General features: G+C 69.6%; 14 protein-coding genes. 11 read left to right on the top strand and 3 right to left on the bottom strand.

Annotated elements, in window-relative coordinates; translation table 11 throughout:
* Positions 1-47 precede the first annotated feature (47 nt).
* Positions 48-1,442 (bottom strand): cation:dicarboxylate symporter family transporter, encoded by a 1,395-nt coding sequence (locus ACFWGJ_RS27080; RefSeq protein ID WP_387329420.1) that lies wholly within the window; start codon positions 1,440-1,442, stop codon positions 48-50.
* Between the two features lie 144 nt (positions 1,443-1,586).
* On the opposite strand from ACFWGJ_RS27080, the gene ACFWGJ_RS27075 reads away from it, so the two are divergent.
* The 5 genes from ACFWGJ_RS27075 (at position 1,587) to ACFWGJ_RS27055 (ending at position 7,625) form a co-directional block, all read left to right on the top strand.
* Positions 1,587-3,545, top strand: a complete 1,959-nt coding sequence (locus ACFWGJ_RS27075) for an ATP-binding protein (protein ID WP_387329417.1) — start codon at positions 1,587-1,589, stop codon at positions 3,543-3,545.
* A complete protein-coding gene (locus ACFWGJ_RS27070; protein ID WP_387329414.1) occupies positions 3,542-4,234 on the top strand; it encodes a response regulator in 693 nt (230 codons plus the stop codon). The genes ACFWGJ_RS27075 and ACFWGJ_RS27070 overlap by 4 nt, the downstream gene beginning before the upstream one ends.
* Positions 4,235-4,446: 212 nt before the next feature.
* Positions 4,447-5,814, top strand: a complete 1,368-nt coding sequence (locus ACFWGJ_RS27065; RefSeq protein ID WP_387329412.1) for an extracellular solute-binding protein — start codon at positions 4,447-4,449, stop codon at positions 5,812-5,814.
* Positions 5,815-5,884: 70 nt separating this feature from the next.
* Positions 5,885-6,778, top strand: a complete 894-nt coding sequence (locus tag ACFWGJ_RS27060; RefSeq protein ID WP_387329422.1) for a carbohydrate ABC transporter permease — start codon at positions 5,885-5,887, stop codon at positions 6,776-6,778.
* A gap of 1 nt (position 6,779) precedes the next feature.
* Complete coding sequence (locus ACFWGJ_RS27055) at positions 6,780-7,625, top strand: carbohydrate ABC transporter permease (protein WP_387329409.1); 846 nt, start codon at positions 6,780-6,782, stop codon at positions 7,623-7,625.
* A 32-nt stretch (positions 7,626-7,657) separates the two neighbouring features.
* Here the strand turns inward: ACFWGJ_RS27055 and ACFWGJ_RS27050 are convergent, their stop codons facing one another.
* A complete protein-coding gene (locus ACFWGJ_RS27050; protein ID WP_387329406.1) occupies positions 7,658-10,048 on the bottom strand; it encodes a M4 family metallopeptidase in 2,391 nt (796 codons plus the stop codon).
* A 726-nt stretch (positions 10,049-10,774) separates the two neighbouring features.
* Between ACFWGJ_RS27050 and ACFWGJ_RS27045 the strand changes: the two genes are divergently transcribed.
* From ACFWGJ_RS27045 to ACFWGJ_RS27035, 3 genes are all read left to right on the top strand, one after another.
* Positions 10,775-11,035 carry a hypothetical protein gene (locus ACFWGJ_RS27045; RefSeq protein ID WP_387329403.1) on the top strand — a complete coding sequence of 87 codons (261 nt, stop codon included), beginning with the start codon at positions 10,775-10,777 and terminating at the stop codon, positions 11,033-11,035.
* Positions 11,035-11,934, top strand: coding sequence for a Crp/Fnr family transcriptional regulator (locus tag ACFWGJ_RS27040; protein ID WP_387329400.1), 900 nt, complete (start codon positions 11,035-11,037; stop codon positions 11,932-11,934). Before ACFWGJ_RS27045 ends, ACFWGJ_RS27040 begins: the two co-directional genes overlap by 1 nt.
* Positions 11,935-12,593: 659 nt before the next feature.
* Positions 12,594-13,322, top strand: a complete 729-nt coding sequence (locus tag ACFWGJ_RS27035) for a helix-turn-helix domain-containing protein (RefSeq protein ID WP_387329397.1) — start codon at positions 12,594-12,596, stop codon at positions 13,320-13,322.
* A 35-nt stretch (positions 13,323-13,357) separates the two neighbouring features.
* Here the strand turns inward: ACFWGJ_RS27035 and ACFWGJ_RS27030 are convergent, their stop codons facing one another.
* Positions 13,358-14,383: an ATP-dependent 6-phosphofructokinase gene (locus ACFWGJ_RS27030; protein WP_387329394.1), complete on the bottom strand. Its 1,026-nt coding sequence runs from the start codon at positions 14,381-14,383 to the stop codon at positions 13,358-13,360.
* 295 nt (positions 14,384-14,678) lie between these two features.
* On the opposite strand from ACFWGJ_RS27030, the gene pta reads away from it, so the two are divergent.
* The 3 genes from pta to pyk all read left to right on the top strand — a co-directional run bounded on the left by pta (position 14,679) and on the right by pyk (position 19,664).
* Complete coding sequence (gene pta / locus ACFWGJ_RS27025; protein ID WP_387329391.1) at positions 14,679-16,817, top strand: phosphate acetyltransferase; 2,139 nt, start codon at positions 14,679-14,681, stop codon at positions 16,815-16,817.
* Entirely contained in the window at positions 16,814-18,091 is a 1,278-nt protein-coding gene (locus tag ACFWGJ_RS27020) for an acetate kinase (protein WP_387329388.1), read from the top strand. The genes pta and ACFWGJ_RS27020 overlap by 4 nt, the downstream gene beginning before the upstream one ends.
* A 154-nt stretch (positions 18,092-18,245) precedes the next feature.
* Positions 18,246-19,664, top strand: coding sequence for a pyruvate kinase (gene pyk, locus ACFWGJ_RS27015; RefSeq protein WP_387329385.1), 1,419 nt, complete (start codon positions 18,246-18,248; stop codon positions 19,662-19,664).
* Positions 19,665-19,689: the final 25 nt, after the last annotated feature.

Below are 19,689 nucleotides of genomic sequence, written 5' to 3'. Positions count from 1 at the left end.
CGCCGGCGGCGGGGGGAAGGGAATGGCTCGGTGCGGACAGCGGAGCGCTACGCCTTCGCCAGTTCCTTGTCGCCCGCCTCGGGCTGATCCGGTACACCGGCGGACCCGTCCGCCGAACCCCCGTGGCCGTCGTCCAGCAGCGTCGTCTCGTCGAACGGGATCCGCCCCGCGAGCACCTCGTCCACCCGGGGCCGGTCGATCTCCTTGGTCCACGTACCGATCAGGACCGTCGCCACCGCGTTGCCCGCGAAGTTCGTCAGGGCGCGCGCCTCGCTCATGAAGCGGTCGATGCCGACGATCAGGCCGATGCCGTCGACCAGCGCCGGCTTGTGGGACTGCAGACCGCCCGCCAGGGTGGCCAGACCCGCGCCGGTGACACCCGCCGCGCCCTTGGAGGCGACCAGCAGGAACAGGAGCAGCGGGATCTGCTCACCGATGGCCATCGGCGTACCCATGGCGTCGGCGATGAACAGCGAGGCCATGGTCATGTAGATCATGGTGCCGTCGAGGTTGAAGGAGTAGCCGGTCGGAACGGTGATACCGACCACCGGCTTGCTGACGCCCAGGTGCTCCATCTTCGCGATGAGCCGCGGCAGCGCCGACTCCGAGGAGGAGGTGGACAGGATGAGCAGGAACTCCCGGCCCAGGTACTTGAGCAGCAGGAAGATGTTCAGGCCCGCGACGATCCGCAGCAGCGCGCCGAGCACGATGAAGACGAAGAGGAAGCAGGTGACGTAGAAGCCGAGCATCAGGACGGCGAGGCTCTTGAGGGCGTCCACACCCGCCGAGCCGGTCACGGCCGCGATCGCGCCGAACGCACCGATGGGCGCCGCCCACATCACCATGGCGAGGATGCGGAAGACCAGGCGCTGGATGTGCTCGATGCCGCGCAGGATCGGCGTACCGGAGGAGCCCATGGCCTGCAGGGCGAAGCCGGTGAGCAGCGCGACGAGCAGGGTCTGCAGGACCTCGCCGCCGGTGAAGGCGGAGACGATCGTGGTGGGAATGATCCCGAGCAGGAACTCCTCGGTGTTCTTGGCCTCGACGACCTGTCCCTGGCCGGCGTCCTTGATCGCGTCGGTCACCGCGAGGCCCGTGCCGGGCTCCAGGATGTTGCCGACGACCAGGCCGATGGCGAGTGCGACGAACGACATGACCACGAAGTAGCCGAGCGCGATGCCGCCCACCGCGCCGACCTTGGCGGCCTTGCGTACCGAGCCGATGCCCAGGACGATCGTGCAGAAGATGATCGGCGAGATCATCATCTTGATCAGGTTCACGAAGCCGGTACCGATCGGCTTCAGCTTCACCGCGAAATCGGGGGCGATCAGACCCACCGCGATACCGGCGGCCACGGCGATGATCACCGCGATGTACAGATAGTGCGTGCGGTCCCGCTTGGCTGCGGGAGCGGCAGGTGCCGTATCGGGTGTGCTGGTCACGGCTGCCCTCCTTGACGACGTCGTCGGCATCATCCGGCGTGCGGCTCACGTCCGGGGGTTGTCGGTGACTATCTCCCGGCGTGTGAGGGCGGTCACCCTTCCGTTCATTTCGTTCACACATTTCCTGGCGGGCACACTGTTGCCATGCGCCTCCCCCGAGCCCCACGTCCTCGCAGCCTGGCGGGGCAGCTCTTCGCCATGCAGGCCGTGCTCGTCGCCGTCGTGGTCGCGGGCTGCGCGCTCTTCACGTACATCAGCGACCGCAGCCAGGCCGAGGATGCGGCGGGCCGCCAGGCCATGGGGGTGGCGCGCTCGGTCGCGGCCTCCCCTTCGGTACGGGAGGCCATCCGCACCGCGGACCCGACGAGGACGCTCCAGCCGTACGCGCAGGCGGTGACGCGCGGCGCGCAGGTCGACTTCGTGACGATCATGGATCCCGAGGGCATCCGCTGGACCCACCCCAACGAGGAGCTGATCGGCAAGCACTTCCTGGGGCACACCGACCGGGCGCTGCTGGGCCAGTCCTTCACCGAGACGTACACCGGGACGCTCGGCGAGTCCGTGCGGGCGGTCACGCCGATACACGACGGGGGCCGGATCGTCGGCCTCGTCAGTGCGGGGATCAAGGTCGACGAGATCAGCGCGCGGGTCGAGGACCAGGTCAAGGCCTTGTTCGGGGTGGCCGCGGCGGCGCTGGCGCTGGGCGCCATCGGCACGTACGTCATAAACGCCCGGCTGCGCCGCTCCACGCACGGGATGAACGCGGCCGAGCTGAGCCGGATGCACGACTACCACGAGGCCGCGCTGCACGCGGTGCGTGAGGGGCTGCTGATGCTGGACGGGCAGTTCCGGGTGGCGCTGATCAACGACGGCGGGCGCGAGCTGCTGGGGGTGCGCGGTGACGTGGTGGGCCACTCGGTGGCGGAGCTGGAACTGCCCGCTCCGCTGACGGGGGCGCTGCTGTCGGGCGGGCCGCGGGTGGACGAGGTGTATCTCACCGAGTCGCGGGTGCTCGTCGTGAACACCTCGCCGGTGTCGGGCGGTGAGCGCCGGGGCACGGTGGTGACCCTGCGCGATGTCACCGAGCTGCAGTCCCTGATGGGCGAGCTGGACTCCGAGCGGGGCTTCACGACGGCGTTGCGCTCACAGGCCCACGAGGCCGCGAACCGGCTGCACACGGTCGTCTCGCTGATCGAGCTGGGGCGGGCCGAGGAGGCGGTCGACTTCGCCACGGCCGAGCTGGAGCTGGCGCAGGCCCTGACCGACCAGGTCGTCGCGGCGGTCAGCGAGCCGGTGCTCGCCGCGCTGCTGCTGGGCAAGACGGCCCAGGCGAACGAGCGCGGTGTGGAACTGGTCGTCTCCGAGGACAGCAGCATCGACGACGGCGTCCTCCCGGCCTCCCTCACCGCCCGTGACCTGGTGACGGTCCTGGGCAATCTGATCGACAACGCCGTGGACGCGGCGCAGGGCTCGGTGGGCGCCCGGGTCACCGTCACCGCGCTCGCGGACACGACGGGCCTGGTCCTGCGGGTCACGGACACCGGGGCGGGGGTGGACCCGGCCCACACGGAGGAGGTCTTCCAGCGCGGCTGGTCGACGAAGCCGTCGGGCCCCGGCGGACGCGGCCTCGGCCTGGCCCTGGTCCGCCAGGCGGTATCCCGCCACAACGGCACCCTGACGATGACGGAGGCCCCCGAAGGAGGCGCATCCTTCGAGGTACGCCTCCCCCTGCCCCCCACCCCCCAGCAACCGCAAACCGACGCCAGCCCCCTCCGCCCTGAAGGGGCGCGGGGAACTGCGCAACCGGCCCCCACCGACCCGCACTCCGAAAAGGCCCCCGCACCCCCTCGCCCTGAAGGGGCGCGGGGAACGGCGCGGCCAACCCCCACCAACCCGCACCCCCAACCCAACGCCAGCCCCCTCCCCCCCGAAGGGGCGCGGGGAACTGCGCGACCAGCCCCCACGGACCCGCACCCGAAACCCGAACCCGCCTCCGGTCCAGGGCCAGGGACAGGGCGGGGGCCGGAGCCAGAAGCCGGTGCCGAGTCAGGGGCCGGGGCCACAACACAAGCCCCGCCCACGCCACACGGAGGCACCCCATGAGCACCCCTTCGTCCGGCCAGGACATCCGCGTCCTGGTCGTAGAGGACGACCCCGTAGCCGCGGACGCCCACGTCCTCTACGTGGACCGCGTGCCAGGATTCACCGCGGTGGGCAAAGCCCACACCGGCGCGGAAGCCAGACGCGCCCTGGACCGCACCCCCGTGGACCTCCTCCTCCTCGACCTGCACCTCCCGGACGTGCACGGCCTGCAGCTGGCCCGTTCGCTGCGCGCCGCCGGCTACCACGCGGACGTGATCGCGGTGACGTCCGCGCGCGACCTCACGGTCGTACGGGAGGGCGTGTCGCTCGGAGTCGTGCAGTACGTACTGAAGCCGTTCACCTTCGCCACCCTGCGCGACCGCCTCATCCGCTACGCCGAGTTCCACGCGGCCGCCGGCGAGGCCAGCGGTCAGGACGAGGTCGACCGGGCCCTCGCCACGCTGAGGGCGCCGGGCCCGGCCGCCCTGCCGAAGGGCCTGAGCGCGCCCACTCTTGAGAAGGTCACGCGCGCGCTGCGCGACCACGCGGAGGGGCTGACGGCGACGGGCGTCGCGGGGGCCGTCGGCATCTCGCGGATCACGGCCCGCCGGTATCTGGAGCATCTGGTGGACGCGGGGCGCGCGGGCCGCAGTCCTCAGTACGGACAGGTGGGCCGGCCCGAGCTGCAGTACCGGTGGGTGAAGGGGTGACCGGTCCCGGGCGGCCGAACAATCGGGCCATATGAGAGACTACGCGGAGCTACGGGACATCTACGGGCCGCGACCGGGCGCGAAGGGGCACGATGAGACACGACCGTAACGGAGCAGTCGCGCAAGGTCATTGACCTGACGCGACCGCTCCTCTTACGTTCGGGCCATCGAACAACGGCCACAAAGACGTCGGCCGGCAGGAGGTCGTACCCGTGCGTCCCACCCCCACTCCGTTCCTTCTCGCGACCCTGCTCGCCGCCTCCGCGCTCACCGCCTGCGGCAGCGGTTCCGGCAGTGATCCGGACACCGTGGAGATCTCCTACAAACAGTCGATGGACAACTCCGTGCGCGTCCTGGACACGTACCTCGCGGACATCAAGACGGAGTTCGAGAAGGCCAACCCGGGCAAGGAGGTCAAGCTCGTCCCGATCAAGGCCCCGGACTCGGAGTACTACACGAAGCTCCAGCAGATGCTCCGCTCCCCCAAGACCGCGCCGGACCTCGTCTACGAGGACACCTTCCTCATCAACTCGGACATCACGAGCGGCTACCTCAAGCCGCTGGACCCGTACCTCGACAAGTGGGACGACTGGGGCCAGTTCATCGACACGGCGAAGTCGGCGGCGCAGGCGGAGGACGGGAAGACGTACGGCGTCCCGGACGGTACGGACACCCGGGGCCTCTGGTTCGACAAGGGCATCTTCGCGGAGGCGGGCCTGCCCGCGAACTGGCAGCCGAAGACCTGGGACGACATCCTCGACGCGGCCCGCACGATCAAGGAGAAGGTCCCGGACGTCACGCCCATGAACGTGTACACGGGCAAGCCCGCGGGCGAGGCGGCCACCATGCAGGGCTTCGAGATGCTCCTGTACGGGACGGCGACCGGCGCCACGGAGAGCCCGCTGTACGACACGGCGTCCAAGAAGTGGATCACCGGCAGCCAGGGGTTCAAGGACTCGCTGCAGTTCGTCGAGACGGTCTTCAAGGAGAAGCTCGGCCCGGACGTCTCGGACGCCCTCGACCCGAACTTCGCGACCAGCGTCCGCGGTGAACTCCTCCCCCAGGGCAAGCTCGGCATCAACCTCGACGGCTCCTGGCTCCCGCAGGACTGGCTGAAGGGCAGCGGCCACGAGTGGCCGGAGTGGTCGAAGAAGCTGGGCCTCGCGTACATGCCCACCCAGGCCGGTCAGTCACCCGGCAAGGTGAGCATGTCGGGCGGCTGGACCTGGGCCATCCCCAGCAAGGCGGCCAACCCCGACCTGGCCTTCGAGTTCATCAAGACGATGCAGACGAAGGCGAACGCCCAGAAGTGGTACATCGCCAACTCCGGTATCGCGGTGCGCACGGACGTGGCGGAGGACCCGGCGTACGCGAAGGCGCAGCCCGGCATCGCGTTCTTCACGGGCCTGGTGGCGAACACGCACTACCGCCCGGCCTACCCCGCGTACCCGAAGGTCTCCACGGCCATCCAGGAGGCGATGGAGGGCGTGACGACGGGCGACAGCTCGGTCGAGGAGGCCGCCAAGGGTTACGACGAGGAACTGAAGTCGGTCACGGACAACCAGGTCATCAAGAAGTGAGCACGGCAAGGCGAGAAGTGAGCACAGTGTGGTCGTAAGTCAGCGGGAGGCCGGTCCCGGTGAGCGCACGGTGGTCGTCAAGGAGAGCGGTACCAGCCGCGCTCCGCGGCTGCGCACCCTCACCCGGGCCCTCCCCGTCACCCCCGCCCTCGTCGTCCTCGTCCTGTTCCTGGCCGGGCCGATCGCGTACTGCGCGTACATCGCCTTCACCGATCTGCAGCTCACCGGCCAGGCCGAGTCGTCCTTCACCGGGTTCGACAACTTCCGTACGGCGTTCGAGGACGACGCGTTCCTCAACGCCGTATGGCTGACGCTCGTCTTCACGTTCCTCAGCTCGATCGTCGGCCAGAACACGCTGGGGCTGGCCCTGGCCGCGCTGATGCAGCGCGCGTCGAAGCCGGTCCGTACGCTCACCGGCGGGATCGTCGTCACGGCCTGGGTGCTGCCCGAGGTCGTGGCCGGCTTCCTCCTGTACGCCTTCTTCCGCCGCGAGGGCACACTGAACGCGATCCTCGACTGGCTGCATCTGCCGTCCCAGAACTGGCTGTTCACGCTGCCGATCCTGGCGGTGTCGTTCGCGAACGTGTGGCGCGGCACGGCCTTCTCGATGCTGGTCTACTCGGCGGCCCTGAACGAGATCCCGAAGGAGATCACCGAGGCGGCGGAGGTGGACGGCGCGGGCGGCTGGCGCCGGATGTGGCACATCACGCTGCCGATGATCCGCCGTTCCATCGGCACGAACCTGATGCTCAACACCCTGCAGACGCTGTCGGTGTTCGGGCTGATCTGGGTGATGACGAGGGGCGGTCCGGGCAACCGCAGCCAGACCCTCCCGCTGTTCATGTACGAGCAGGCCTTCCAGAAGAGCATGATCGGTTACGGGACCGCCGTCGCCCTCCTCCTGCTGGTGGTCGGCTCCCTCTTCTCCCTGGTCTATCTGCGCCTGCTGCGGACGGAGGTCTGAGATGGCCGCGCGTACGACCCTCAACGCCCGCCGCGCCAACCGCCGTTACGCGGCCGACGCGAGCCTCCTGTTCGTCGCGGCGGCCTTCGTGCTGCCGCTGGCCTGGGTGATCCTGTCCTCCCTGGACCCGCACGCCGGACTGAAGGTGAAGCTGCCGGACGGGGTCACGCTCGACAACTTCGACGCGGTCCTGAAGCCGGACATCACCTTCACCCCGCTGCTCAACAGTCTGATCCTGTGCGGCGGCGCGACCCTGCTGACGGTGGTCTGCGCGGCGCTGGCCGCGTATCCGCTGTCGCGGTTCCGGTCCCGGCTGAACCGCCCGTTCCTGCTCACCATCATCTTCGCGACGAGCCTGCCGATCACGGCGATCATGGTTCCGGTGTACGCGCTGTTCGTGCAGGTGAACCTGATCGACACCATGCAGGGCACGATCTTCTTCTTCACCGCCTCCCAACTGCCGTTCGCCATCTGGCTGATGAAGAACTTCATGGACGGCGTGCCGAAGGAGCTGGAGGAGGCGGCCTGGACGGACGGGGCGTCCTCGTTGCAGTCGCTGCTGCGGATCGTGCTGCCCCTGATGGGCCCGGGGATCGCGGTGGTGACCGTCTTCTCGTTCGTGGCGATGTGGGGGAACTTCTTCGTCCCCTTCATGCTGCTGCTCTCGCCGGAGCAGATGCCGGCGTCGGTGAGCATCAACGACTTCTTCGGCAACCGCGGGACGGTGGTCTACGGGCAGCTGGCCGCGTTCTCGATCATCTACTCGACCCCAGTGATCCTGCTGTACGTGCTGGTGGCCCGGAAGCTGGGCGGGGGGTTCGCGCTGGGCGGGGCGGTCAAGGGCTGACCGCCCCGCCCGGGACACGGACTCCTACGGGATCAGCTGGTCGTGACGGCCGTGTCGTCGACGACGAAGCTGGTCTGCAGTGAGGTGTCCTCCACGCCGCTGAACTTCAGGGCGACGGTGGAGCCCGCGTAGGAGGACAGGTCGAAGGTCTTCTGGACGTACCCCGTGGCCTTGTTGAGGTTGGAGTAGGTGGCCAGGGTGGTGGAGCCCGCGGTGACGGTGAGCTTGTCGTAGGCGGTGCTCGTGGACGTCTCCGCGGTGTCGATGTGCAGCCAGAAGGTGAAGCTGGCCTTGCAGCCGGCGGGGATGGTCACCGACTGGGACAGCGTGTCGGTGTGCGTGGACCCGTACCCGTCGAGCCAGGCCTTGTACGAACCTCCGTGGGCCGCCTGGTCGGTGTCGTTGGTGATGACACCGCTGGTCGCGGTCCAGGTGGTGTTGCCGGACTCGAAGCCCGCGTTGCCGAGCAGCTGCGCCGAGGTGCAGGTGCCGCCGCCGGTGGAACTGACGGTCCAGGTGAAGGACGCCGTGCCACTCGCGCCGGTGCTGTCGGTGACGGTGACCGTGGTGCTGTACGTCCCGGCGGCGGTGGGGGTCCCGGTGATCGCGCCGGAACTGCTGATCGACAGGCCGGTGGGCAGGCCGGTGGCGGCGTAGGACAGTGAGCCGCTGTTGGTGCTGCTGGCCGAGATCTGCAGGCTGACCGCGGTGCCGACGACGGAGGACTGGCTGCCCGGGTTGGTGACGGTGACGCCACCGGTCGGCGGGGTGACATGGCTGCCCACGTTGATCCCGGCGAAGGCGTTCGCGACGCCCGCGTACTGCGTCGAGTTCGCCCCGTACAGGGAGGTCGCCGCGTTCAGGGCGGCGGTGCGGGCGCCCGCGTAGTTCGTCGTCGACGTCATGTACGTCGTCAGCGCCTTGTACCAGATCTGCAGGGCGGCGGCCCGGCCGATGCCCGCGACGGCGACACCGTCGGAGGTCGGGCTGTTGTACGAGACACCGTTGATGACCTTGCTGCCGCTGCCCTCGGAGAGCAGGTAGAACATGTGGTTCGCGGGGCCCGAGGAGTAGTGGACGTCCAGGTTGCCGATGCCGGAGTACCAGCTGTCGGAGGAGCCGCCGTCCTTGTCGGGCTCGTCCATGTAGCGCAGCGGGGAGCCGTCGCCGTTGATGTCGATCTCTTCGCCGATGAGGTAGTCGCCGACGTCGTTGGAGTTGGCGGCGTAGAACTCGACACCGGTGCCGAAGATGTCGGAGGTCGCCTCGTTCAGCCCGCCCGACTCACCGGTGTAGTTGAGGTTCGCGGTGTTGGAGGTGACACCGTGGCTCATCTCGTGGCCGGCCACGTCGAGCGAGGTCAGCGCGTGGGTGCCGCCCGAGCCGTCGCCGTACGTCATGCAGAAGCAGTCGTCGTCCCAGAAGGCGTTGACGTACGCCGAGCTGTAGTGGACGCGGGAGTAGGCGGCGACGCCGTCGTTCTTGATGCCGCTGCGCCCGAACGTGTTCTTGTAGAAGTCCCAGGTCGTCTGGGCGCCGTAGGCGGCGTCGACGCCGGCGGTCTGGGTGTTCGAGCCGGACCCGGTGCCCCACACGTCGTCCGCGTCGGTCATCAGGGTGCCGGTGCCCGAGGTGCCGTTGTTGAGCGAGTACGTCTTGTGGCCGCCGCGGGTGGTGTCGTACAGCTGGTACGTCGACCCGGAGAGCGTGGTGTTCAGGCTGACCGTGCCGCTGTACTGGCTGTTTCCGGTACCGGTCTTGACGTCCTGGAACTCGTGGAGCTTCGCCCCGGTGCTCGCGTCCGTGATGACGTGCAGCCTGCTGGGGGTGCCGTCGTCCTGGAGGCCGCCGACGACCGTCTCCCAGGCGAGCTTCGGAGTGCCGTCGCCGGCCCAGATCACCTTGCGGGCGCTGTCGGCGGTGGGCTTTTGGGCGTCGAGGGCCCTGGCGGCCTTGAGGGCCTTGGTCTCGGCCGCCGTCTTGGCGTAGGTCGCGGTGAGGGAGGAGACCTTGAGGGTGCGCTTCCCGGCGAAGGTGGTGCTCACCGTGCCGGTGGCCCGGGAGGCGGGCGGGGTGTGCACGACCAGGTCGCCGCCGAGGACCGGGAGCCCGGCGTAGGTGCGCTCGTAACGGGTGTGCAGGGTGCCGTCGTTGTCCTTGACGACGTCCTTGACGAGCAGTTTCTCCTTGGCACCGAGGCCCAGGGAGTCGGCGGTCGCGCCGGTCCTCTTCGCCGCGCTCTTGATGAGCGCGGTGCGCTGGGCCGGGGTCAGCTCGGCCGTGAGGCCCCCGCTGCGCACGGGGCTCGGGTGGGGGGCGGCGGGGCGGGCGGCCGCGGGGACCGTCTGTACACCGACGGCGAGGAGGGCTGCGGTGGCCACCAGGGCTCCGGCCGCGGCCGCCTGGCGGGGGATTCGTCTCACTCGTACTCCTACTGCGACGGCCGCGGATCGGCGGCCGGTGACAGCCCGGACAGACGGGATGTGCTGCCCGGGACGAGCTGAGCAGGGGGTGCGGGACCGTCACCTCGGGCAGGCTGTGGGGGAAACCGGGCCGCGGCTGGGGGAAGAATGACACCGCTGACTTGTACATGTCAGTCCCCGACGGGTGATCCGAGGGTTATCCCTCGGTAGCCCTGTGTGACCTCTGTGCGACCCCTGTGATCCCGGTGGCCGGAGAGGGCGGAGACGGCTCGACAGCACTGTGTGGCATGCCTCACACGTCTCGCCGGGTCGAGGCCCCCCGAGGCACCACCCTCGGGGCAGCCCCGACGAGCTGCCGCTGGACCGGCAAAGGCGCAACGTCAGCACGCTGAATCTAACGGCGCGAGTGCACAGCCCATTCCCCAAAATTCGGGAGAGCGCGTTCCTACCCGGCGGTAATCACAAATTTTTAGGGAAAGCGCCCTACACGAAACCGCGCCGGAAAGCACTGCCCCTAGATGACATTTCCGTGACGCAGGGGCTGTGTTATATCCTGCCCGATCAAGAGCGGTACTGGCTTTAGCTGACGTCACCGGTCGGTAGATCGACCCACCAAGTCGTTCTCGGTTCCGCTCTTGCATGCGCTTTACAACGCTGGACCGGCAAAAAACAACAAACAGCAACAGAGGAAGTAGTAGCGTCGTGGATTTTCTCACCGCCTCCGTAATGATCGTCGCGATCATCGCGGGCACTGTTGTGCTGATCGTGAAGTTCCTGTCCTCCAAGCCCGCGCGCATCGCCGCGGCGCTCGCGGCCCTGGCCGTCGTCCTCGCCGTCCTGCCGAAGATCATCGAGCCGCTCGCCCCGGAGACCACCCCGCCGGCGCCCGCGCCGACGGGTCCGGCGGCCCCCGCCGGGTCGCCGGACCCGTCCGGCACCGCGTCGGCCACCGGGCCCGCGACCGTCACACCGGAGGGAACGCTCTGATGGCCTGGCAGGACAGGACGGAGTACACGGATCCGCGCACCGACGGCAGGCGCGGCACGAGCCGTCTCCTGGGGAAGCCTCCCCTGCCCAGGCGCTACCACGAGGACGGCCTGCAGCCGATGGTCCTGGGCAACTCCGTGTACGCCTTCGACGAGGAGACAGGCCTCGTCGAGCACGACCTCTCAGGGGCCCGGGCGATCCAGGCCCTCATCGACCTCAACCCGTTCCTGTCCCAGCTCTCGCCCCGCTACCGCCATGAGTTCATGGCCCTGCTGGCCACCCGGTCGAGCGCCCGCGACACACAGCTCAGAGGAGCCGGCGCCTCGACGCTGCACATCGTCCTCTCCGGCTGCGTGTACGAGGAGTCGGCGTACGGAGAGGACACCACCGTGCGCATACACGGCGGCGGAGCGGTCCTCGGAGCCGCCGAGGTCTTCAACGAGGATCTGCACGCCCCCACCGCGAAGTGCCTCAACCGGACCCTCTCGCTGGCCCTGCCGATCGCGCGGATGCGGGCCCTCATGGAGCAGAACAGCCAGCTGGCCTCCGCCCTCGGCAGAGCCCTGACCGACCAGCTCGTCGCGGGCGAGCGCGTCTACAACCGGCGGAACCTCTTACCCGAGGAGAGACTGGCCGGCCTGTTCGTCCACCTCCTGGACCGGTGCGCCGTCCCCTGCTCCCGGCACGGGCGGATGATCGAAGGACTGTCGCAGGACAACCTGGCCGCGGCCCTGTGCGTCAGCCGGGGGACCATAGAGAACGCCGTCAAAGTGCTGCGGGATCTCGATCTGATCACCACCGGGTACCGCCAGTACCGATTCCCCGAGGAACGGGAACTGGCACGGTTCGGAAAGGTGAGAACGCTTCCCCGGACCGTCACGGGATCGGCGGAGATGTAGCAGTCGGCGTTCCGCTTCGACTGCCCGACCCCGCCTTCGGAAAGTTCTTTCCGGAGGCGGGTTTTCTCATGTCCATACCTTTACCCGCACCCCTTTATATTTCGGCAGCACTGATCGATAATTAACTCGACATCGAGATAGCGCGCGCTTAAACGGATTTAATCCGGCTGCTTTTATCCGGGAATTCGGCATTCAGGAACTCGATCCCGCTTTGTGGCGCTGTATCGCGAAGTGTTCTTCATCACACCCCGGCACCGCGCACGGGCGCCTGGTCACTGTCGGCCCCGTAGCGGCTCACGCGCCGGGCAACCGTCCGGTTCACGCCGCGTGCTTCCCGCTTCCCTGTGCGAACCCCCCGCACCCCAGGGGCGCCGGAAGCGTCGGTGCCCGCCGGCCGCCACCCAGAACCGCACCCGCCGGAGGATCGCGCTCCGCGCTCGGCGAGCGCCACCCGCATATGCCCGAAGCCGCTGCTCATGGCGTGTGCCGGAGCCTCCCGGCGCCCGTCCACCGCTACCGGTCGCCCGCGCATACGCCGGGGTCCGAGTGCCTCGCACGCCGCGCACGCACCCTGGACAACTGTCCGAAATCGTAGGTTCGCACAATCCGTGAGCCTGGCCGAACAGACCGTAGTCATCGCAGCCCCGTGCCCCTACGTTGTGCCCGTGCACCAACAGTCGGTCCCCCAGCCCACCCCGCCCTTCGACGCCCCCGCCGCCCGGAAACTGCGTATCGCCCTCGGCATGGGTCCCGAGCATGTCGCGTACGGGATACGGACCTCGTTCGGGCTGCCCCATGTGACCCCCGACCTGGTCGACGCCTGGGAGCGGGGCCTGGTCAACCCGGGCCACGGTGAACTGACCGCCCTCGCAGGCGTGTTGTGGTGCTCGCCGGGCGAACTCATCGGCGCGCCGCGGACGTTGCGCGAGCACCGGATCGCCCGCGGTCTGCCCGCCGAGGACGTCGCACGCGCCGTGGGGCTCGAACTCCTCGCGTACGTACGGATGGAGGAGGCCGACGAGTGGCGCGGCAGCGAGCGGCAGTCGGCGGCGCTCGCCCGGGTGCTCGACCTCTCGCTCGCGGACCACGTGACGGTCACCGGCCGTGAGCCGAAGCTGGCGATGATGCTGCGCGGCGCGGTGACGACCCGCTGGCAGGCGTACGTCCGCCCGGTGGGCAAGCTGCTGACGCTGGAGCGGCGGATCGTGGGGCACGCGCTGCGGGCCCTGCACACCGAGTACCAGGGGCGGATGGTGCCGACCCTGAGCTGGGGCGGTGGCGCGGCGGCGGCCGAGGCCGACGACGCGGGCCGGGACTTCCTGGACCGGATCGTCGACCGCTTCTGGTCGACGATCCGGCGCGACGCCGAGAGGTACGGCGACGGGTGAGACCGGCTGCCCGCTAGCGGGAGACCGGCTGTCGGCTAGAAGACCGACTCCGCCTCGTCCATGCGGTCCTTCGGGACGGTCTTCAGTTCGGTGACCGCCTCGGCCAGCGGCACCATCACGACGTCCGTGCCGCGCAGCGCGGTCATCCGGCCGAACTCGCCGCGGTGCGCCGCCTCCACCGCGTGCCAGCCGAAGCGCGTCGCGAGCACCCGGTCGTACGCGGTCGGCGTGCCACCGCGCTGGATGTGGCCGAGGATGACCGGCTTGGCCTCCTTGCCGAGGCGGCGCTCCAGCTCGTACGCCAGTGCCGTCCCGATGCCCTGGAAGCGCTCGTGGCCGAACTGGTCGATCTCGCCGTGCCCGTAGTCCATGCTGCCCGCGACGGGGTGCGCGCCCTCGGCCACGCAGATGACCGCGAACTTCTTGCCGCGTGCGAAGCGCTCCTCGACCATCTTGATCAGGTCGGCCGGGTCGAAGGGGCGCTCGGGCAGGCAGATGCCGTGGGCGCCGGCGGCCATGCCGGACTCCAGGGCGATCCAGCCGGCGTGGCGGCCCATGACCTCGACGACCATCACCCGCTGGTGGGACTCGGCGGTCGTCTTGAGGCGGTCCATCGCCTCGGTGGCGACCCCGACGGCGGTGTCGAAGCCGAAGGTGCGGTCCGTGGACGAGATGTCGTTGTCGATCGTCTTGGGGACGCCGACCACGGGCAGGCCCGCGTCCGACAGCATCCGCGCCGCCGTGAGCGTGCCCTCGCCGCCGATCGGGATCAGGACGTCGATCCCGAACTCGCGCGCCGTATCCTGCACGTTCTCGCAGGCCTCGCGCAGGCGGTCGCGCTGGAGCCGGGAGGAGCCGAGGATGGTGCCGCCGCGGGCGAGGATGCCGCTGACGGCGTCCAGGTCGAGGTTGCGGTAGCGGCCTTCGAGCAGTCCCGCGTAGCCGTCCTCGAACCCGACGACCTCGGCGTCGTAGTTGGTGACGGCCCGGTGCACGACCGACCGGATGACGGCGTTCAGTCCCGGACAGTCGCCGCCTGCGGTAAGAACTCCGATACGCATCGTGCTGTGTCTCCTGCTCGCTGTGGGGCCGTGTCTCCTGGGGTGCCTGAGAGCCAGTCCGATTGTTTCATGGGCCACAGGGGGCCGCTGTCCGCACCCTTCGCGCCCCCGCACCCGCCGTCGCGCCCTGCTCACGCCCCCGCCAAGCCCCCCTTGGCCGTGTCCGCCCCTGTGGAGCGCCCGTCCGCCCTTGGTCTGACGGGCGCCTTAGCCAGGCCCGGAGGTACTGTCAAGAGGGTTCAGCCGGCGACGTCGGCTGCGTTCTTACCGACATCGGAGGAAACGGAGAGCACGCGTGACGCGCAGCGTGTACGTGACCGGGATCGACCGAGGTGACGGCCGCCAGGTCATCGAGCTGGGAGTCATGGAGCTCCTGACCCGCCAGGTGGACCGGGTGGGGGTGTTCCGCCCCCTCGTCCACGACGGACCCGACCGGCTCTTCGAGTTGCTGCGCGCCCGCTACCGCCTCGCGCAGGACCCGGCGACGGTCTACGGCATGGACTACCACGAGGCGTCCGCGCTCCAGGCCGACCAGGGCACCGACGAACTGGTCTCGCAGCTCGTCGACCGTTTCCACGCGGTGGCCCGCGACTACGACGTGGTCCTCGTCCTCGGCACCGACTACGCCGACACCCAGTTCCCCGACGAGCTGGCCCTCAACGCCCGGCTGGCGAACGAGTTCGGCGCGTCCGTGATCCCCGTGGTGGGCGGCCGCAAGCAGACCGTGGAGTCGGTGCTCGCGGAGACCCGCAACGCGTTCCGCGCCTACGACGGCCTGGGCTGCGACGTCCTGGCGATGGTGGTCAACAGGGTCGCCCCCGCCGACCGCGGGGACATCCACGACCTGCTCGACAACCGCCTGCCCGTGCCCTGCCACGTCCTGCCGGACGAGCCCGCGCTCTCCGCGCCGACGGTCGCCCAGATCACCCACGCCCTCGGCGGCAAGGTGCTCCTCGGCGACGACGCGGGGCTCGCCCGCGACGCCCTGAACTTCGTGTTCGGCGGCGCGATGCTGCCGAACTTCCTGGGCGCGCTGACCCCGGGCTGCATGGTCGTCACCCCCGGCGACCGCGCCGACCTCGTGGTGGGCGCCCTCGCCGCGCACAGCGCCGGCACCCCGCCGATAGCGGGCGTGGTGCTCACCCTGAACGAGCGCCCGAGCGACCTCGTCCTCACCCTGGCCGCCCGCCTCGCCCCCGGCACCCCGGTGGTCGCGGTCGAGACGGGCTCCTTCCTCACGGCGTCCGAACTCTTCGCCATGGAAGGCAAGTTGAACGCGTCGACGCCCCGCAAGGCGGAGACGGCGCTGGGCCTCTTCGAGCGGTACGTGGACACCGGCGACCTCCTCAGGCGCGTCTCGGCGCCCAGCAGCGGCCGCGTCACGCCGATGATGTTCGAGCACAAGCTCCTGGAGCAGGCCCGCTCCGACAAGCGGCGCGTCGTGCTGCCCGAGGGCACCGAGCCGCGCGTCCTGCACGCCGCCGAGGTGCTGCTGCGCCGCGGTGTCTGCGACCTCACCCTGCTCGGCCCCGTCGACCAGATCCGCAAGAAGGCCGCCGACCTCGGCATCGATCTCGGCGCCGCCCAGCTGATCGACCCGCAGACCTCCGAGCTGCGCGACCGCTTCGCCGAGCGGTACGCCGAACTCCGCGCCCACAAGGGCGTGTCCGTGGAGCTGGCGTACGACGTCGTCTCGGACGTGAACTACTTCGGCACGCTGATGGTCCAGGAGGGCCTCGCCGACGGCATGGTCTCGGGCTCGGTGCACTCCACGGCGGCCACCATCCGCCCGGCCTTCGAGATCATCAAGACCAAGCCGGAGGCCTCCATCGTCTCCTCGGTCTTCTTCATGTGCCTGGCCGACAAGGTCCTCGTGTACGGCGACTGCGCGGTCAACCCCGATCCGGACGCCGAGCAACTGGCCGACATCGCCATCCAGGCCGCCGCCACGGCCGAGCAGTTCGGTGTCGAGCCGCGGATCGCGATGCTCTCGTACTCGACCGGCACGTCCGGTTCGGGCGCGGACGTCGACAAGGTGCGCACGGCGACCGAGCTGGTCCGCTCGCGGCGGACCGATCTGAGCATCGAGGGGCCGATCCAGTACGACGCGGCCGTCGAGCCGTCCGTAGCGGCGACCAAGCTGCCCGGTTCGAAGGTCGCCGGGCAGGCGTCCGTGCTGATCTTCCCGGACCTCAACACCGGCAACAACACGTACAAGGCCGTGCAGCGCTCCGCCGGCGCGATCGCCGTCGGACCGGTCCTCCAGGGCCTGCGCAAGCCGGTCAACGACCTGTCCCGGGGCGCGCTCGTCGGGGACATCGTGAACACGGTCGCGATCACCGCGATCCAGGCGCAGGCCCGTCCCGCGGCCGACCCCGCGGAGCAGGCCCCCTCCCCCGACGCCACCCCCACCACGAAGGTTTCCGTCCTGTGAGCTCCCACCCGTCACCCGCCGCCGCCCTGCCTGACGAGCTGCGCTCGACACCTCTTGCTTCCCGCGTCCTCGTCCTCAACTCCGGTTCGTCCTCGGTGAAGTACCAGCTGCTCGACATGGGCGACGGCAGCCGGCTGGCCGCGGGCCTCGTCGAGCGCATCGGCGAGGAGACCTCCCGGCTCAAGCACACCCCGCTGGCGTCGGGCGGCGACTCCCGCGAGACGACCGGCCCGATCGCCGACCACGAGGCCGCGCTGAAGGCCGTCGCGGAGGAGCTGTCGAGGGACGGACTCGGTCTGGACTCCCCCGAGCTGGCCGCGATCGGCCACCGGGTCGTGCACGGCGGCCGGAAGTTCACGCGCCCGACCGTCGTCGACGACGCGGTCCTCGCCGAGATCGAGCGCCTCATCCCGGTGGCGCCGCTGCACAACCCGGCCAACCTCACCGGTATCCGTACCGCTCGGGCACTGCGCCCGGACCTCCCCCAGGTCGCCGTCTTCGACACGGCGTTCCACACGACGATGCCGGAGGCCGCCGCCCGCTACGCGATCGACGTGCGGACCGCCGACGAGCACCGCATCCGCCGGTACGGCTTCCACGGCACCTCGCACGCGTACGTGTCCCGCAAGGCCGCCGAGCTCCTCGGGCGGGCGCCCGAGGACGTGAACGTCATCGTGCTGCACCTGGGCAACGGCGCGTCGGCGTCGGCGGTCGAGGGCGGCCGGTGCGTGGACACCTCCATGGGGCTGACGCCCTTGGAGGGGCTCGTGATGGGTACGCGTTCCGGAGACGTGGATCCGGCGGTCGTCTTCCATTTGACGCGCGTCGGCGGAATGTCCACGGACGAGATCGACACTCTGCTCAACAAGAAGAGCGGTCTGCTCGGACTCTGCGGTGACAACGACATGCGGGAGATCCGCCGCCGTATCGACGAGGGCGGCGAGGACGCCGCGGCGGCACAGCTCGCCTTCGACATCTACATACACCGGCTGAAGAAGTACATCGGCGCGTATTACGCGGTCCTGGGCCGGGTCGACGCGGTGGTCTTCACGGCCGGTGTCGGGGAGAACGCGGCCCCGGTGCGCGAGGCCGCGATCGCGGGTCTGGACTCGCTGGGCCTGGCCGTCGACGGCGGCCTGAACGCCGTACGGTCCGACGCGCCGCGGCTGATCTCGCCGAAGGGCGCGCGGGTCGCGGTGGCCGTCGTGCCGACCGACGAGGAACTGGAGATCGCGCACCAGACGTACGCGCTCGTGGCGGACGGGAACGCCTGAGCCGCCGGAAAAAGCCTCGAAAACATTAAAAAGTCTGCCGGGAGAACGACGGGAAAACAGCCGGTCGGGTCCACGCCTGAGCGCGCACCCGCCCATTTGTATCTTCCACCAGACGGAATATTCCGAAGCGAAACAAACCGATAGGATCGCCCCCATGCGCCGTTCCAAAATCGTCTGCACACTCGGTCCCGCCGTCGACTCCCACGAACAGCTCGTCTCGCTGATCGAGGCCGGCATGAACGTGGCCCGTTTCAACTTCAGCCACGGCTCCCACGCCGAGCACCAGGGCCGCTACGAGCGGGTCCGCTCCGCCGCCCGGGAGACCGGCCGCGCCATCGGCGTCCTGGCCGACCTCCAGGGCCCGAAGATCCGGCTGGAGACCTTCGCCGAGGGCCCCGTCGAGCTGGAGCGCGGTGACGAGTTCACCATCACGACCGAGGACGTCCCGGGCGACAAGTCGATCTGCGGCACCACCTACAAGGGTCTGCCGGGCGATGTCGCCAAGGGCGACCAGGTCCTGATCAACGACGGCAACGTCGAGCTGCGGGTCGTCGAGGTCGACGGCCCGAACGTGAAGACGATCGTCATCGAGGGCGGTGTCATCTCGGACCACAAGGGCATCAACCTGCCCGGTACGGCCGTGAACGTGCCGGCGCTGTCCGAGAAGGACGTCGACGACCTGCGCTTCGCCCTGCAGATGGGCTGCGACCTGGTCGCGCTGTCCTTCGTGCGCGACGCCCACGACGTGAACGACGTCCACAAGATCATGGACGAGGAGGGCCGCCGGGTCCCCGTCATCGCCAAGGTGGAGAAGCCCCAGGCGGTGGAGAACATGGAGGCCGTCGTGGCGGCCTTCGACGGCGTCATGGTGGCCCGTGGCGACCTCGCCGTCGAGTACCCCCTGGAGCGGGTCCCGATGGTGCAGAAGCGCCTCGTGGAGCTGTGCCGGCGCAACGCCAAGCCGGTGATCGTCGCGACCCAGATGATGGAGTCGATGATCACCAACTCCCGCCCGACGCGCGCCGAGGCGTCCGACGTGGCCAACGCGATCCTGGACGGGGCGGACGCGGTCATGCTGTCGGCCGAGTCCAGCGTCGGCGCGTACCCGATCGAGACCGTGAAGACGATGTCGAAGATCGTCGTCGCGGCCGAGGAGGAGCTGCTCTCCAAGGGCCTGCAGCCGCTCGTGCCGGGCAAGAAGCCGCGTACGCAGGGTGGTTCCGTCGCCCGTGCCGCGTGCGAGATCGCGGACTTCCTCGGCGGCAAGGGCCTGGTGGCGTTCACCAAGTCCGGTGACACCGCCCGCCGCCTCTCCCGCTACCGCGCGGCCCAGCCGATCCAGGCGTTCACCACGGACGAGGGCACCCGCAACCAGCTCTCGCTGAGCTGGGGCGTCGAGTCGCACGTCGTGCCGTTCGTGCACAGCACCGACGAGATGGTCGAGCTGGTCGACAGCGAACTGCGCAAGCTCAAGAGCTTCAGCGACGGCGACATCGTCGTGATGACGGCCGGCTCGCCCCCCGGCGTCACCGGCACCACGAACATGGTCCGCGTCCACCACCTGGGCGGCTGACCAGCTCCCGTACGCGACTGAGGGC

It is taken from the genome of Streptomyces sp. NPDC060205 (genome assembly GCF_042728395.1).
Lineage (GTDB): Bacteria > Actinomycetota > Actinomycetes > Streptomycetales > Streptomycetaceae > Streptomyces.
This window is presented reverse-complemented; position numbering and strand designations above follow the sequence as displayed.

Bases quoted from the DNA above. Each gene is read 5' to 3' on its own strand.
- ACFWGJ_RS27040 (WP_387329400.1), top strand. From the start codon at position 11,035: ATGGCCTGGCAGGACAGGACGGAGTACACGGATCCGCGCACCGACGGC.
- pyk (WP_387329385.1), top strand. From the start codon at position 18,246: ATGCGCCGTTCCAAAATCGTCTGCACACTCGGTCCCGCCGTCGACTCC.
- ACFWGJ_RS27075 (WP_387329417.1), top strand. From the start codon at position 1,587: ATGCGCCTCCCCCGAGCCCCACGTCCTCGCAGCCTGGCGGGGCAGCTC.
- ACFWGJ_RS27070 (WP_387329414.1), top strand. From the start codon at position 3,542: ATGAGCACCCCTTCGTCCGGCCAGGACATCCGCGTCCTGGTCGTAGAG.
- ACFWGJ_RS27055 (WP_387329409.1), top strand. From the start codon at position 6,780: ATGGCCGCGCGTACGACCCTCAACGCCCGCCGCGCCAACCGCCGTTAC.
- ACFWGJ_RS27045 (WP_387329403.1), top strand. From the start codon at position 10,775: ATGATCGTCGCGATCATCGCGGGCACTGTTGTGCTGATCGTGAAGTTC.
- ACFWGJ_RS27030 (WP_387329394.1), bottom strand. From the start codon at position 14,383: ATGCGTATCGGAGTTCTTACCGCAGGCGGCGACTGTCCGGGACTGAAC.